At 49.1% G+C, this 15,228-nt stretch carries 14 protein-coding genes; 10 read left to right on the top strand and 4 right to left on the bottom strand.

Going from position 1 to position 15,228, the window contains the following annotated elements; all coding sequences use genetic code 11:
• The first annotated feature begins 2 nt into the window (after positions 1–2).
• Together BN6628_RS15300 and BN6628_RS15295 are read left to right on the top strand one after the other, a co-directional pair.
• On the top strand, positions 3–1,340 hold the full coding sequence (locus BN6628_RS15300) for a glutathionylspermidine synthase family protein (protein ID WP_068618861.1): 1,338 nt from the start codon (positions 3–5) through the stop codon (positions 1,338–1,340).
• A gap of 47 nt (positions 1,341–1,387) precedes the next feature.
• The gene (locus BN6628_RS15295) at positions 1,388–1,792 is read left to right on the top strand and encodes a DUF350 domain-containing protein (RefSeq protein WP_068618859.1); all 405 of its coding nucleotides are present in this window, start codon (positions 1,388–1,390) and stop codon (positions 1,790–1,792) included.
• Here BN6628_RS15295 and BN6628_RS15290 read toward each other — a convergent pair.
• Genes BN6628_RS15290 through BN6628_RS15280 form a run of 3 tightly spaced genes read right to left on the bottom strand, consistent with a single transcriptional unit; the run spans position 1,784 to position 4,696 of the window.
• Positions 1,784–2,812: a CobW family GTP-binding protein gene (locus BN6628_RS15290; protein WP_068618857.1), complete on the bottom strand. Its 1,029-nt coding sequence runs from the start codon at positions 2,810–2,812 to the stop codon at positions 1,784–1,786. The two genes, BN6628_RS15295 and BN6628_RS15290, sit on opposite strands and share 9 nt — an antisense overlap.
• Complete coding sequence (locus BN6628_RS15285) at positions 2,809–3,675, bottom strand: TIGR03943 family putative permease subunit (RefSeq protein WP_068618855.1); 867 nt, start codon at positions 3,673–3,675, stop codon at positions 2,809–2,811. Before BN6628_RS15285 ends, BN6628_RS15290 begins: the two co-directional genes overlap by 4 nt.
• A 16-nt stretch (positions 3,676–3,691) precedes the next feature.
• Positions 3,692–4,696, bottom strand: a complete 1,005-nt coding sequence (locus BN6628_RS15280; RefSeq protein ID WP_068618853.1) for a permease — start codon at positions 4,694–4,696, stop codon at positions 3,692–3,694.
• Positions 4,697–4,881: 185 nt separating this feature from the next.
• Here BN6628_RS15280 and BN6628_RS15275 point away from each other — a divergent pair, with 185 nt between their 5' ends.
• From BN6628_RS15275 to BN6628_RS15250, 6 genes are all read left to right on the top strand, one after another.
• On the top strand, positions 4,882–5,583 hold the full coding sequence (locus tag BN6628_RS15275) for a response regulator transcription factor (protein WP_068618851.1): 702 nt from the start codon (positions 4,882–4,884) through the stop codon (positions 5,581–5,583).
• Positions 5,580–6,578 carry a sensor histidine kinase gene (locus BN6628_RS15270; protein WP_068618850.1) on the top strand — a complete coding sequence of 333 codons (999 nt, stop codon included), beginning with the start codon at positions 5,580–5,582 and terminating at the stop codon, positions 6,576–6,578. The genes BN6628_RS15275 and BN6628_RS15270 overlap by 4 nt, the downstream gene beginning before the upstream one ends.
• A 113-nt stretch (positions 6,579–6,691) precedes the next feature.
• The gene (locus tag BN6628_RS15265; RefSeq protein WP_068618848.1) at positions 6,692–7,462 is read left to right on the top strand and encodes an ABC transporter ATP-binding protein; all 771 of its coding nucleotides are present in this window, start codon (positions 6,692–6,694) and stop codon (positions 7,460–7,462) included.
• A complete protein-coding gene (locus tag BN6628_RS15260; protein WP_068618845.1) occupies positions 7,437–9,380 on the top strand; it encodes an FtsX-like permease family protein in 1,944 nt (647 codons plus the stop codon). The genes BN6628_RS15265 and BN6628_RS15260 overlap by 26 nt, the downstream gene beginning before the upstream one ends.
• 332 nt (positions 9,381–9,712) lie before the next feature.
• Positions 9,713–10,831, top strand: a complete 1,119-nt coding sequence (gene rpoD / locus BN6628_RS15255; RefSeq protein WP_068622344.1) for an RNA polymerase sigma factor RpoD — start codon at positions 9,713–9,715, stop codon at positions 10,829–10,831.
• A gap of 24 nt (positions 10,832–10,855) precedes the next feature.
• Complete coding sequence (locus BN6628_RS15250) at positions 10,856–11,077, top strand: hypothetical protein (RefSeq protein WP_068618843.1); 222 nt, start codon at positions 10,856–10,858, stop codon at positions 11,075–11,077.
• Positions 11,078–11,131: 54 nt separating this feature from the next.
• On the opposite strand, the gene BN6628_RS15245 is transcribed toward BN6628_RS15250, so the two are convergent.
• Complete coding sequence (locus BN6628_RS15245; RefSeq protein WP_162272656.1) at positions 11,132–11,743, bottom strand: TetR/AcrR family transcriptional regulator; 612 nt, start codon at positions 11,741–11,743, stop codon at positions 11,132–11,134.
• A 233-nt stretch (positions 11,744–11,976) separates the two neighbouring features.
• Here BN6628_RS15245 and BN6628_RS15240 point away from each other — a divergent pair, with 233 nt between their 5' ends.
• Positions 11,977–13,452 carry an MDR family MFS transporter gene (locus BN6628_RS15240; RefSeq protein WP_068618841.1) on the top strand — a complete coding sequence of 492 codons (1,476 nt, stop codon included), beginning with the start codon at positions 11,977–11,979 and terminating at the stop codon, positions 13,450–13,452.
• Between the two features lie 304 nt (positions 13,453–13,756).
• A complete protein-coding gene (gene zwf, locus BN6628_RS15235) occupies positions 13,757–15,208 on the top strand; it encodes a glucose-6-phosphate dehydrogenase (protein ID WP_068618839.1) in 1,452 nt (483 codons plus the stop codon).
• Positions 15,209–15,228 lie beyond the last annotated feature (20 nt).

Raw genomic sequence — 15,228 nt, 5'->3', positions numbered from 1 at the left:
CGATGATCAGGATATATACGCCCGATGTCAACGGCGAGGAAGTATTTGATTCCGAAATTACCGGGGTCATCCCCTATTACCGGATGTATGGGGCACAGTACTGCCTTCCCTCATTTGTCCAATACACGTCTTGCGAAGCCGAGAAGCTGAGGTCTGCCTCGCAGGCAGTCCACCGGATTTATACCAAAGTGCTGCGATTTGCCCAGATGTACCTTCCTGACAGCTATCTGATCGGACAGCTAGGGCTTGAGCCCGCAATGATTCCTGCAGCCCGCATTGCGCTGCCGTTTACCGGCATCGAGCGGCAGGATTGGATTATGAGTGAGCAGGGCATGCGATGCATTGAGAATAACACGGAGACCCCGTCAGGAATTCCGGAAGCAGCCTTTCTCGAGCGGGTTCTGCTGTCGCGTTATATGAAGAACCCACAGCATACACCAGGTCCCTCAGCCGGGATGGATGCTTTACTATCCAGGGTGTTTGTTGAAGCTGTGGATTTCTTCGAGAAAGAGGGGTTGGGCAGAGCGGTCACATTTACTTGTCCCGAGGGCATTATTGAGGACTTGCATAACACCCAATATCTGCTCCAGCGCTGTGAGGAAGCCGGTCTGCAGGCGAAATTTGTCCCGCTGGAAGAGCTGAGGATCATTCCGGAACAAGGACTGTACCATAACGGGGAACAGATTAGCATTCTGTACAGGCTCTATCCGCTCGAATTTCTCGTTCACGACAAGGATGAGACCAGCGGGGTTCTTGTAGGGCAGGAGCTCCTCAGGCTCGCTGAGCAGGGCAAGATTGGGCTGATTAACCCTCCTCAGAATATTATTTCCCAGAGCAAGGGGTTCATGGCTACCATCTGGTCGCTTTATGAACGAAATGAGTTGACACGGGATTACCTCGGCTTCACTTTGTTTGACGAAGAGGACGTCCAAGCGATTGAAGATTACCTGCTGCCGACCTATTTCACCCCCGAGCCGTTTCTCCGCTCCGGAATTCCATTTGCCGCCAAGGGCTATTGGGGAAGAGAAGGCAAAGGCACAGTTCTGCATGACAAGGAATACTCTGCTGATGAATCCCCCTGTTTGCCTGATGGGACAGTTTCCGCGCAGGCAGCTGAGAATGAGGATGAATCTTCCTATTATGATTCCCAACCGAAAATATTCCAGAAGCTGCACCCGATGATGCAGGTCACTGTACCCACTGAAAAGGGCGATTATGCAGGTTATTTATTAACGGGAGTTTACGTGCTTAACGGAAGATATGCAGGGGTGTTGTCCCGTATTGGCGCCAAAGTTACTGGAGATATGGCTTATTACTGCCCCGCTGTAGTAAAAGATTGAAGGCTGCATAACGAACTTGGTGATTACATATTCAGGAGGAATGGATGATGAAGGATTTCGTCGGGGATTTGGCCGACCTTGGTATAGGTCTGCTAATTTTACTTGTTATTCTGCTGTTTGGTTATGCGGTATTTAGCCTGCTGACCCGGTTCAAGGATAACGAGGAGATTGCTAGGGGCAACGAAGCCGCTGGCATGTATATGGGCAGTAAAATGCTGGGACTGTGCATCATCGTAGCTATGGTCTCGTTCAGCAGTCATTCTTGGGTTCAAATGCTGATTTGGTCCGCTGTCGGCATCGTTGCCTTGTGTATTGTCTATCTGCTCTTTGATCTGGTGACCCCTAAGACCAAGCTTGGGGAAGAGATCGCCAAGGGCAACATGGCGGTTGCCCAGCTTCTTAGAGGGATTATTATCGGTGTATCTCTGGTTCTTGGAACCTTTCTAATGTAAAAGAGATTGGGAACCAGCCCGAACTGCGGCTTCCAGTCTCTCCTCTTCAAGATTGCGGCCGATGAAGACCAAATAAGGCTTTACGTTTAATGAACTAATCTGCCACACATACCGTTCATTGGAGCCTTGAACCAGATACAGATTTCCGTCTCCTGCGGGTACGTAGCCTTTGACCCGGACCAGACCGGAGCCTAACGCGGCGAGCGATTGCGTGAGCGCCTCGCGGTCATAGGATTTGTCCGGCAGTGAAAGGGTAACACTGCTTAAACTGGAATAGGAGGCAGCTTGTGACGGAGCTGCTGGTGAGACCATCTTGAAGGGGGAGCAGGATGCTTCGTAATCTTTAGCGAATGCTCCTCCCTGCTGCGGTTGGCTCGCAGTGCTAGGAGAAGGCAAGAGTGCCGCTTCGGCTGGCCATATTTCTTCGAGTTCGATCCGGCAGTGCCGGGCAGGGACTATCTCCGCCTGCGGATTCAGCTTCCGGACCGCTCTTTGAATCTTCTCCAGATTGGAATCACTCACCGTATCTATTTTGTTAATGATCACGGTTCCGGCAGTTTTAACCTGGCTGCGGAGCGTATGGATCAGCTCCCGGTCCGAGGAGAAGAAGCTGCTATATTCCAAGTAGCGCTCCGCATCGATCACAGTCAGGATATGGCTGATATGAACCCGTGAGCGAAGCGCAGGCTGAAGTAGAGCCCGCCGGATTTGATCAGGGTCCGCTACTCCGCTGAGCTCCATGACCAGAAAATCGGGGGAGGCCTGAAGCAAGCGGGTGACCCCGCCTTCAATTTCACTTCGCTGTGTGCAGCAGATACAGCCATCCAGGAGCCGGTTGATTTGTATCCCGGGCATTTCCTCTTCCAATATGCGGCCGTCCACATCATGCCGCCCCATCTCATTCATCAGAACTGCCGCTCTGATCCCTCTCACTTCAGCTTCAGCAAGGATTCTGAGCAGCAGAGTGGTTTTGCCGCTCCCCAGAAATCCGCTCAGAACAACGACAGGAATATCCTTCATTTCTTATTCAGCTCCTTGGTTAGTTTGGCCACAGAATCATCATTAGGATAAATATACGGGGTTTTCGGTTGATGAATGGTGCGGATATTGTCCGCTTCTATACTCATCAGCTCTTTGCCTTGACTAGTGGTGATGTGAATTCTGCCCTCAATCTCCACCCAGGCATCCTTGGCGAATTGAACGGGCTTCTTGGGTTTAATGAATACTCCGAACGGGGAGGCGTCTGCTGTACAGCACAGAACCAGGAATCTGCCCAAGGCAAAAGCGCCATGTTGATCCAAGGAAGTGTCTGAATAGACAAATCCGCTTAGACGGACTCTTTTGCCTTCAAACTGCTTTTTGAACAAATCCAGCGCTCCGATCGTTTCGTAGAAAATATCCGGCCTAACCTCAATCACCGGCTCGGTATACAGAAGCCGAGCAAGCTCGGTGAATTCCTCGTTGTAAATATCCGGGGACTTGAATTTTTCCTTCAGAGTCTGTTCCGCACTGTACTGGCCGGTCAGCGCCATTCCTTTCTTCCGGGCCGCCGCCGTGCCCAACGCTTGATTAGGGAGAAGGAAGCCGAGCAGCAGAGGGATAAGGAATATCCCGTAAATCAATGTATTTCTGAATAGGGAAGGCGATAACGGATGGTCACAGTCACACAGATTTCTGCTGCGGCCAAAGAAGGCTTGAAACAGCAGCGTAAGGGCAATTATGACTAGTGGAATAGGGCACAGTCTGACCCATACCTCCATTTTTGGCGCTATGAAGTAGTGCAGGGACTCATTCCGGTCAAGCATATAGATATAACATGCGATTCCAGATAAGACGATGGCGCGAATCAGGTAGTGGGTCCGGATGACGGCGGGTTCATTCAAGGAGCTTCCCTCCTGACTAATTCAAATGGAGCAGTACCCGATCCGTGAGAAAGCTCAGCACAAACACCAGTGAGAGGATCAGGAATGCCAAGAAAGCAACAAATCTGGCTTTAAACGCGGACAGCAGCAGCATCAAATTTTTGAAGTCCAGCATGGGCCCAAGTACCAGGAATGCCAGCAGGGAGCCGGAAGAGAAGGAATGCAAGAAGGTGGATGCCACAAAAGCGTCCGATGTCGAGCACAGCGACAGCACGAAGGCAAATCCCATCATGAACGCGTATGATCCAAGCGGATGTGAGCCGATGGAAGTCAGGCTGTCCTTGGCGATGAAGGTCTGGATACCTGCGGTCAGAAGGCAGCCGAGGATCAGATATTTCCCCACCGCGAACAGTTCGTCCGCCGTATGGACAAACACTGCTGTAATGCGGCCGCCCTGGTGGCGGTGGCGGGGCATGGATTGACCGTTGATTTGGGCCAGCGACATCTTGAGTGGTGAGCTTCTCATGGTTGCATACAAGATCAGGCCGATGGCGGTGGCCACGATCAGGGCCAGTCCCATTCGGGCATACACCATCTCTGGATGGGACCGGAAGGCGGCGTAGGTTGATCCGTAGACAACCGGATTCAGGATAGGCCCGGCTAGAATGAACACCATAGCCATGTAGACCGGCATGCCTTTCTGGATTAACCGGCGGACAAGCGGGATCATGCCGCATTCACAGATTGGAAAAATAATACCTGCCGTGCAGGCAATCAGAATCGCGAGCAGCGGATTGTTTGGAACCCAGCGGCTGATCATCTGCTCCGGGATCCAGAGATGAAGCAGGGAGGAGAGCAGGGCTCCCGCAAGAACAAACGGAATGGACTCCAGAAAAATTCCGTTAAAAATATTTTTGAAGGTCACCGCCGACTCCGTGTTTAGCATGCGAAAAGCCGAGGGGGCAAACAGGATTACACAGACGAGCAAAAAGGAGAAGGGGACGAGTACGGTCATATATTTGGGAACGGCGTATTTTTTCATTGGAAAGGCTCCTCGGCTGGGTTAGAATTCATACTGTCCGTATAAAGCGGATTCTCTCTTAACGGTTTTCTATATCAATCTATGTGGGACAAGAGTGGAATAGTACTTTAAAACCGAGGGGAAAAGGCTAATAGAAACGTCTATACTACAGATGTGTTTCTAATAAATTAGGAGAGGTGCTTCCAATGTTCACTGTACTTATTATAGAAGATGATTCGAAGCTTACAGAGATGCTTCGTTCCCATATTGAGAAGTATGAATACCGTACTGTCATCGTTACCGATTTCAACCGGGTCATGGACACTTTTCATGAGACTAAGCCAAGTCTGGTGCTGCTGGATGTGAATCTTCCAAGCTATGACGGATTCTATTGGTGCAGACAGATCCGCTCGGTCTCCAATTGTCCGATTATCTTCATCTCCGCAAGGGAAAGCCAGATGGATCAGGTGATGGCGCTGGAGAATGGGGCTGATGATTACATTACCAAGCCGTTTCATTACGAGGTGGTTATGGCTAAAATTCGCAGCCAGCTAAGAAGAGCCTATGGGGCCTATTCCACGACTCAGGAGGAACGAACGGTCATTCTGGATGGGCTCGTGCTTTATCCTGAACGTCTGCTTATGGAATTGTCGGACCGTAGAGTGGAGCTGACGCATAAGGAGGCACTGCTGATGGAACTGTTGATGCAGCGGAAAGGAAGGGTAGTCAGCAGGGACAAGCTGCTTGACCGGATGTGGGAGGATCAGCATTTTATTGATGACAATACACTTAATGTCTATATCACCCGTATCCGCAAAAAGCTGAAGGAGCTCGGGGCGGGGGAAGCGATTGAAACGGTCAGAGGTGCGGGTTATATGCTAAGACCCCTATGGGTGGAGGAGCCATGAGACTTTTCTGGAAGGATCAACTCCCGGTAATTTTGGTCTTTGTTGTGCAAACTCTGCTGGTTCTCTCCATTTACTGGCTGTCCGGGAACCGTCAGCCTCGCATTGCGCTCTACAGCTTGATCGTAAGTATAGCTGTGCTTGCCCTCTACTTAATTTTGCGTTATATCCAGCAGCGAAGGCTGTATCACCGTCTCACGAAACCTGCCGGTACATTGGAAGAGATGCTTACCGGGACCGGAGACAGCCCGATGTCCGAGGCATTCAATGAACTGATGAAATCCCAGTACACCCTCTATCAGAATGAAATATATACCTATACACGCAAGATGGATAACCATACCGCATTCATGAACCGCTGGGTGCACCAGATGAAGACACCGGTGTCCGTACTGCAGCTGATGCTGAAGGATCGGGATGACGAGCTGTCTGACAGCATGCAGGATGAAGTAGACCGGATTCAAAAGGGGCTTGAAATGGTACTGTACAATTCCAGACTGGAAGAGTTCAGTCACGATTTTCACGTCGAGCAGGTGAATCTGTTGCATGCTGTGAATGGCGCGATCGCCGAGAACCGCAGATTGTTTATCCGCAAGGCAGTTTACCCGGATATTCAGATAGAACCGTCCATTCAAATCTACAGTGACAAGAAATGGTTGATGTTCATCATCGGGCAGATTCTGACGAATGGAGTGAATTATTCAGCCGGAATATCGGACAAAATCTCCTTATCCGCTTATGAAAGAGGCAGGTTCCAGGTGCTTGAGATTACGGACTATGGAATCGGAATAGCTAAGGAGGATCTCCCGAGGGTGTTTGAGCCGTATTACACGGGTCAAAGGGGAAGGCAGTATAGCGAATCCACAGGAATGGGACTTTATCTTGTCCAAGAGATTTGCAGCCAGCTGGGTCACCGGGTGGAGCTGGAGTCAGAGCCTGGAGCAGGCACGACCCTCCGCCTTATTTTTGAACCCGAACATAACCTTACAGGATCGTAAGATTCCGTTAAGTTAAATCCATGGTAGCGGCACCAAGGGTTCTGTAAAGTATAGACATAAGAAATAAAACCGGGGGGCCGTAAGGCACCGTTGTTAGAGAAAGGGGTTATCTTATGGATATGCTTCAAATTAAAGGATTAAGCAAGGTATATGGCGGCGGAGTCACAACCCGCGCTCTAAGTGATATTGATTTAAGGATTGCAAAAGGAGAGTTTGTTGGTATTATGGGTCCTTCAGGCAGCGGGAAGACAACCCTGCTCAACATGGTCTCCACCATTGATGTGCCAAGCTCTGGAGAAGTGCTCATTAACGGCAGCAATCCCTATCTTCTGAAAAAGAAAGACCTCGCCATATTCCGGCGGCGCCAGCTTGGTTTCGTATTCCAGGATTTCAACCTGGTGGACACGCTGACCATCGGGGAGAATATTGTGCTCCCGCTTACCCTCGACAAACGTCCGATCCGGGAGATGGACGCCAAGCTGGCAGCGATCGCGGAGCGCCTTGGAATTACAAGCATTCTGAAGAAGCGGGTATATGAAGTCTCGGGAGGCCAGCGTCAGCGGGCGGCGATTGCCCGTGCAATCATCTCTTCGCCGTCCCTGCTGCTTGCGGATGAGCCGACAGGGGCACTTGATTCCAACTCGTCAAGAATTGTGATGGAGACACTGGAGGGAATCAATAATTCCGAAGGCACGACGATGATGCTGGTCAGCCATGATCCACTGGCTGCGAGCTACTGCCACCGGGTCGTCTTTATTAAGGATGGCCAGTTCAGCAGTGAGATCCGGCGTGGGGACAGCCGACAGGCATTCTTTCAGAAGATTATAGACATGCTTTCTTTCCTGGGAGGTAACGCTAATGAGCTTTCTTCAATTCGCGTTTAATAATGTAAGGCGCAACGCGAGGGCTTATTTTGCTTATTTTCTCAGCAGCGCCTTTATGGTGATGATCTTTTTCACGTATGCCATGTTCATCTATCATCCGGTTATTTCACATACAGAGATCGGCCGGATGGTTGGCATTGGCATGGTGATTGCCGAGTACATTATTTTCGTTTTTTCGTTTTTGTTTGTGATCTACTCGATCAGCACCTTTCTCAAGGCGAGAAATAAGGAGTTCGGGATTCTGACCATTCTGGGTACTTCCTCCGGGCAGTTGAACAAGCTGGTGCTGCTCGAGAACATGCTGATTGGCGCATTCTCGATTGTCGTCGGAATTCTGTGCGGTATGGTGCTCTCCAAGCTGTTTCTGATGCTGTGTGAAAGTGTGGTTCAGATCGGACATCTGCCGTTCTATTGGCCTGTGAAGGCGATGCTTCTTACCTCGGGAGCGTTTCTCGGACTATTCCTGGTTATCTCCTTGTTCACACTCATCTTCATCCGGCGCAACCGGGTTCTAGAGCTTCTGCAAGGAAGCAGCAAGCCGAAGAAGGAGCCTAAGGTTTCCATTCTCTTGGCGCTAATTGGGGTTGTGCTCTTAGGGATTGCAGTATTCGCGCTTCTACCATCGAAGCTCACTGAGAACAGCTTGATGGTGGCCGCTTTTACAGGTATCCTCGGGACCTACTTCTTCTACACCCAGATTACGGTGCCACTGTTAAGGATGATCAAGAGGAACCGGAGATGGGTATGGCGCGGAACCCGCTTGTTATGGATTTCAGAAATGAGCTACAAAATTAAGGACAATGCGCGAATGCTGTTTATGGTCACTGTAGTTACGGCGCTCGCCTGTATGAGTGTCGGGATTGTCCTGGCCGAGAATATCCAGATTAATGATAAGTTTACGAGAAATCCTTTTGCCGCTTCTTATTCGGTTTATAAAGACAAGGATGTCGAAAATGATCTTCGCATATATGAGGCGGAGTTTAAGAAAGCGGGTATATCTTTCGAGAAGATTAAAACACATTCTCTTAGTACTTATGTGGAGGGAGTCCAGAAAGGCAGCTCTGAAATCATCTCGCTGGATGAAATGAACCGTCTGCTTGAAGCCATGAATTTGCAGCCAATAGGGGCACTCGCTTCTGGAGAAGCTGTACTTGTCTATTCCAAGGCTCAAGACCTTCCTGAGGAGTATAAGACATTGAAGAAGGTAAGCTTATCGGAACCTGTTAAGAGTGAATTTAAGGTGGCGTCTCACCTTCAGACAGATCAATACTTCTTATATGATCCCGTGATTGTCGTAAACGGGGAGACGTTCAAAAAGTTCCAGAAGGAGTACAGCAGTCTCAAGTCGTACACGAGATCAACCCGGTACTTCTATCATGTACCCGCATGGCCTTCCAGCCGCGGGGGACTTAGTCTGACAGATCCGGAAATGGTAATTGGAAGTAAAATAGACAGCTTGAATTCAGAGCGGATGCAGAGCGGACAATCGGAAAACTTCATGTCAACAAGAGGGGGAGAATACGCGCAAAACAAGGAAGTAACCTCACTGATCAGCTTTGTTGGAGTCTTCATTGCCGCGATCTTCTCCATCTCTTCGGCAAGCTTTCTGTATTTCAGATTGTTCAGTGATCTGAACCAGGATCGGAAGATTGTTCATAGTCTGTCCAAGGTGGGGCTGAGTATGAATGAGATGAACCGGTCAGTAACCCTGCAGATTGCAGTATTGTTCTTTGTTCCAGTGGTTATAGCGATTCTCCAGACGCTGCTGGTGCTGTCCCTGCTGGGCAGCCGGTTTGGCCTTGGCGAAATGATGACCCCGGTCGCATTAACCGGAGCGGCTTTTCTTGGAGTGCAGTGCATCTACTACTGGATTGTCCGGTCCAGATATATGTTCCAGCTTAGAAAAGTTATGGTGTAACCTCCGGATACGGATGAAGAACTTCAAGGACACATATACTTATGAATAAGATAACAAAAGAGTCGGAAAACCGGCTCTTTTTGCTATTGCATGATGTGCAAGATCAGCATAAAATAAAAAAACCGGCCAAAAGGCCGGAATAATTGTAAAACAAAAGTTGAAAAAAAGTAAGTTATTTGTTACAATTAAAGATATGTCATAAACATATTTTTCAAAAAATAATGTAATTTCATATTACCATAATTTTTCCGGTTTGTCAAATGAACAAGGGTGAAAAATTAGGTAACTATTGTTAATTTTCATACGTTGTTTTGGTTGAAGGGAGCGGGATGATGGAGAACGGACAGCATACTGAACTAGACACAGATCTAACACTTGAGCAGGTGAAGGATCAACTGCTTGTACAAGGCAAGAAGGAATCCTCGCTAAACTATAAAGAAATTCTGAACAAGCTCGCCCCGTTCGATCAGGATCAGGATCAAATTGACGAGTTTCTTGAACAGTTAGCCGAGAATGGGATTGACTTGGAGAATGATGCTGATGAGAATGTCAGCTTCAATTCCGATGATGCGAAGAACGATGACATGAATTTTGATGATGATCTTTCTCTTCCGCCGGGGATTAAGATTGATGATCCTGTGCGCATGTATTTGAAGGAGATTGGCCGTGTGCCTCTCTTGTCCGCAACTGAGGAAGTAGAGCTTGCGAAGCGTATTGAACAAGGGGATGAGGCGGCCAAACGGCGGCTCGCGGAAGCTAACTTGCGGCTTGTTGTCAGTATCGCACGCCGTTATGTCGGGCGCGGAATGCTGTTCCTTGACTTGATTCAGGAAGGCAATATGGGTCTGATTAAGGCGGTAGAGAAGTTCGATTACAACAAAGGCTTCAAGTTCAGTACCTATGCCACATGGTGGATTCGTCAGGCTATTACCCGGGCGATTGCCGATCAGGCAAGAACCATCCGGATTCCTGTCCATATGGTGGAGACCATTAACAAGCTGATCCGTATCTCCAGGCAGCTGCTGCAGGATCTGGGGCGCGAACCCACGCCGGAAGAGATCGCCAAGGAGATGGATCTTAGCGTGGAGAAGGTCCGCGAAATTATGAAGGCCGCCCAGGAACCGGTATCTCTGGAGACTCCGATCGGGGAAGAGAACGATTCCAATCTGGGGGACTTCATCGAGGACCATGATGCGATGGCCCCGGCGGACGCGGCGGCTTACGAACTGCTCAAGGAGCAGCTCGAGGAAGTGCTAGATACACTGACTGAGCGTGAAGAGAACGTGCTTCGTCTGCGGTTTGGCATTGATGATGGCCGTACCCGTACGCTTGAGGAAGTCGGCAAGGAGTTCGGCGTAACCCGTGAACGGATCAGACAGATTGAAGCCAAAGCGCTCCGCAAGCTGAGACATCCAAGCCGAAGCAAGCGCCTTAAGGATTTTCTGGAATAGACCATTGACAGGGAAGGTGTAAATATGGGCACAGGATTTTTGATCCGCTGCTTGAAGTGTGGGCAGGAGCATACCATCACACCAGGCCGTCGCAGTCATCGTAATGAGGCCATTGAATTCGGCACGGACAATTATGGGGCCGACCAGATTTCCTGTAAGTGCGGGCATGCTCTTGAGGAGGTCAGCCGCTTTGAGGGCGGAGACTTTGAAGGTGAGTTTATTGTGGAGTGGAAAGAGCTTCCGTAAACTTTCGCAAATATTAGATAAGCCATGGATCTCCCTGACGGGAGACCCATGGCTTTATTTGTTTACAGGGAAGCCAGACGAACCGAGCGGGCCGAGCTGGGAAAGCCGGGTATTAATGATGGCCATTTCTTCGGGAGTCTCGACCATGCCTCTCTCGAACCAGCGCTGAAGAATGCCCATATTGACCGACAGCACATATTCATTAATATAATCTGCCGGAACAAGGCAATCTTCGTCTTTAATCTGCAGCTTGACTCTTTTATTCTCCAAGTGTTCAAGCATCGATCTTTTCATCTTGAGGGGGAAGGAAGGGTCGCCCTTTGGCCCCAGAATGACTTTGAAAAACCAGGAATTTGTCCTGAAGTACTCATATACCCGGGTGACATGGGGGTTGGGATCGCAGAGATATTTGTTGTTCTGGATTTCAACGGGATTAAACTCCCTCATAATCTGCATCCAGCCCTGGATCATGTCCTCCGCACATTGGTCCAACAGATCCTGTAAATCGCGGTAATGCAGGTAGAAGGTTCCCCGGTTCAGCCCCGCTTTCTCCGTTAGCTGCCGTACACTGATCCCGTCATAACCCTTGATTTCAATGAGCTCAATCAGCGCTTCCCGCAGCATCTGCCTCGTTCTTAGAATACGCCGGTCCACTGTTTCTTCCAATGATTCTCGCCATCCTTTCATATAAATCAACACATAGATATCCTTGTGTTCATTAGTTGACATATTGTTCCACACTGATTATTGCTTTTCAATACCCTGCTATCTACAATAACAAAGTGAGTGTTAATCAACATACCGTCTATTATCATTATACATATTTTAGTATGCGGGCATAGATAAACACTCACACTTCATAGAGAGAAAAAATCAGGAGATGATGGAGGGATTTAACAATGAGTTCATCAAAAACTTCCGCCGTTCAAGGCGAAGTTACAATCAGGCAATTGATCGCGCCCCTTATGGCCGTCATTGTAGGGATGTTCATGGTTATTTTGGACAGTACAGTGGTTAATGTAGCCCTGCCTAAACTGGTAGAAGATTTCAACACCACTGTTTCGACAATACAGTGGACTGTGACAGGATACACACTTGCTCTGTCCGCGGTAATTCCGCTTGCGGGCTGGATGACAGACCGGTTCGGAGCCAAGCAAATTTTTCTGATCACGATAGCCTTGTTTACCCTAGGCTCCGTATTATGTTCATTGGCTACATCGCCGGAACAGCTGATTCTGTACCGGGTAATTCAAGGTCTCGGCGGCGGCATGGTCGCGCCGATCGGGATGGCTATGGTATTTCGCTTGGCTCCTCCAGAGAAGATGGGTTCCATCATGGGGATGCTCGGCGTACCAATGCTGCTTGCGCCCGCACTGGGGCCGGTTCTGTCCGGCTATCTGGTTGAGTATGTATCGTGGCATTGGATCTTTCTGATCAACCTTCCTGTAGGAATCCTGGCAATGATTGTGGGTATTAAGTTCCTGCCGAAAGTTGAACGTAAGACAGTGCCTGCTTTGGACATTCTGGGTATTATTCTTGCTCCAATCGCATTCTCCATGCTTGCTTACGGTGTCAGCGAAGGTGGGAAGAGCTGGACATCTACCGAGACCTTGATTGGACTGATTGTAGGAGGCGCAGCCCTGCTGATCTTTATCTTTGTTGAGCTTCGCCAGAAGCAGCCTCTGCTTGAACTACGGGTGTTCGGGTCAAGTGATTTTACCCGGGGGATTATTATCGCCTGGATCTCACAGATCGCACTCTTCGGCGCCATAATGATTATGCCGCTCTACTTGCAGCAGGTCAGAGGGTACAGTCCGCTTGAGAGCGGCCTTACTGTGCTCCCCCAAGCGCTGGCGTCAGGGCTGTTCATGCCGATTGGCGGCCGTCTGTTCGATAAAATTGGAGCCAGACCTCTCGTTATTACGGGCCTGTCCATTATTACCGCCGCACTTATGCTGCTCTCAAACATCGCTGTGGATACAGCATCGTGGTACATTATTACCGCGCTGACCATGATGGGAGCGGGAATGGGCTTGTCCATGATGGCGATTAATACCCATGTGCTTCAATCTGCTCCAAGAAAGCTTGTAAGCCGGGTTACTCCGCTTACCACTGCAGCTCAGCAGGTGATGGTGTCGTTTGCGGTAGCCGGATTGACAGGTTATCTTACTTCGAGAATCACGGATCATGTTGCTGAGCTAAAAGACCCCGTTAAAGGTGCCGTTGCTGCTTATGGGGATACATTCATGGTGGCAGGTTGCATAGCTGTGCTCGGCGCGCTGATTGGAATCATACTTCGCAGACCTAAGCGGCAGGAAGATGCCCCGGCACCAGATGCCGAGCAGTCTAATTCTGCTATGATGATGAATCATTAACGTTTTATGGAAACATAAGTCACGGAATAGTCGTGAACGAATGTGATAAATGTCATTGAATTTAGAAATTTTTTATTTCAATTTGATAATATCAATTTAACGCTTACACTCCTTTTGTCATAAGGCAAGAGGAGTTTTTTTTATTCCAAATCGTTCCTTTTCCTCATGAAATCTTAGCGGGGAAGGACCTTTGGGGTTATTGACGATTATTTTCGGCGGGTGTAAACTAGCTAAGTTGAGTTTGATCGCTAACAAGATGTAACCTTATATACTTTTTATAGAGAGATGATCTGGAGGGATAGTTGTGGATGCAATGACATTTGTGTTATTTGGAGCCACTGGGGATTTGGCTAAAAGAAAAATTTACCCTGCGCTCTACAATTTGTTTATCGATAATAAGCTGCCGGAAGGTTTCTCAGTCTTCGGACTCGGAAGAAGAGAAATATCCAAGGAGGACTTTCAGGCCAGTGTTAGGGATTCGCTCCATAAGTTCTCCAGACGACTCGGTATCGGTGATCGTTTGGAGGCTTTTTTGAGTTCGTTCCGCTATTGCTCTCTGGACGTGAACAAGTCTGAGGACTACAGCAGGCTGTTACAAGCTGTACAGGAACGTGAAAATGAGCTGGAAATTCCGGAAAACCGCATGTTTTATCTTTCGGTATCCCCGGAATACTTTGGGACAATTGCACAAAACATAGATCAAAGCGGACTTGGTTCGGGTAAAGGATGGAGAAGGCTCATTATTGAGAAGCCGTTCGGTCATGATCTGGAGTCCGCACGAGCTTTGCATGACAGTCTAAGCCAGGCATTTACGGAAGATGAGATTTTCCGTATCGACCATTATCTCGGCAAGCCGATGGTTCAGAACTTAGAGGTATTAGGATTTGCTAATCCGGTGCTGCAAGCACTGTGGACAAACCGGTATATTGCGAACGTGCAGATTACGGCTAACGAGCTGGTAGGTGTTGAAGACCGGGCCGGTTATTTCGACCAGGCCGGCACCATACGGGACATGTTCCAGAATCACATGCTTCAAATTTTGATGATGGTTACCATGCATTTGCCTAAGCGCAGCACGCCGGATGAAGTGCGGATGAAGAAGCGGAACATTGTGGAGTCGCTTCGTCCTATTCCGAAAGAAGAAGTCATGAATCAGGTGGTTCGTGGGCAATATAGCGCTGGTGAATTGAATCAGCAGGTCCTCCCCGGGTACCTGGAGGAGAACGGAATCAAACCGGGTTCCCGCAATGATACTTACGTGGCTGCGCGGCTTTGGATCGATACCCCATTCTGGAGCGAGGTTCCATTCTATATCCGTACGGGCAAAAGAACCCACGAGAAATCAACACGTATTGTGGTTGAGTTCAAAGAGCCGCTCAAGATTGCCTCTGAGAGCGGGGAAGAGACAGCGCCAAACCTGCTGACGATTGAGATTAATCCTTCGGAGAGCATTACGCTGCAGCTTAATACGAAGAATGCCGAGAACGGCGGCAAGCTTGAGCCTGTGCACATGCATTTTACCTCAAGCTCCAAGGATGCGCCGGAGGCTTATGAGAACCTGATCTTTGACGCGATGCGCGGGGATTCCACGTTCTTCGCCCATTGGGACGAAGTGGAGCTCAGCTGGAAATGGATCCAGCCGGTTCTGGAAGCTTTTGAAGAAGATATCATTCCACTGCATCTGTATCCTGCTGGTACGAACGGACCGGAGGCGGCCCATAAGCTGCTAGCTGAAGATGGATTCAAGTGGTGGTAATAGATAAAGATATAACAAAC

Source organism: Paenibacillus tuaregi (genome assembly GCF_900086655.1).
GTDB classification, from domain to species: Bacteria; Bacillota; Bacilli; order Paenibacillales; family Paenibacillaceae; genus Fontibacillus; species Fontibacillus tuaregi.
This window is presented reverse-complemented; position numbering and strand designations above follow the sequence as displayed.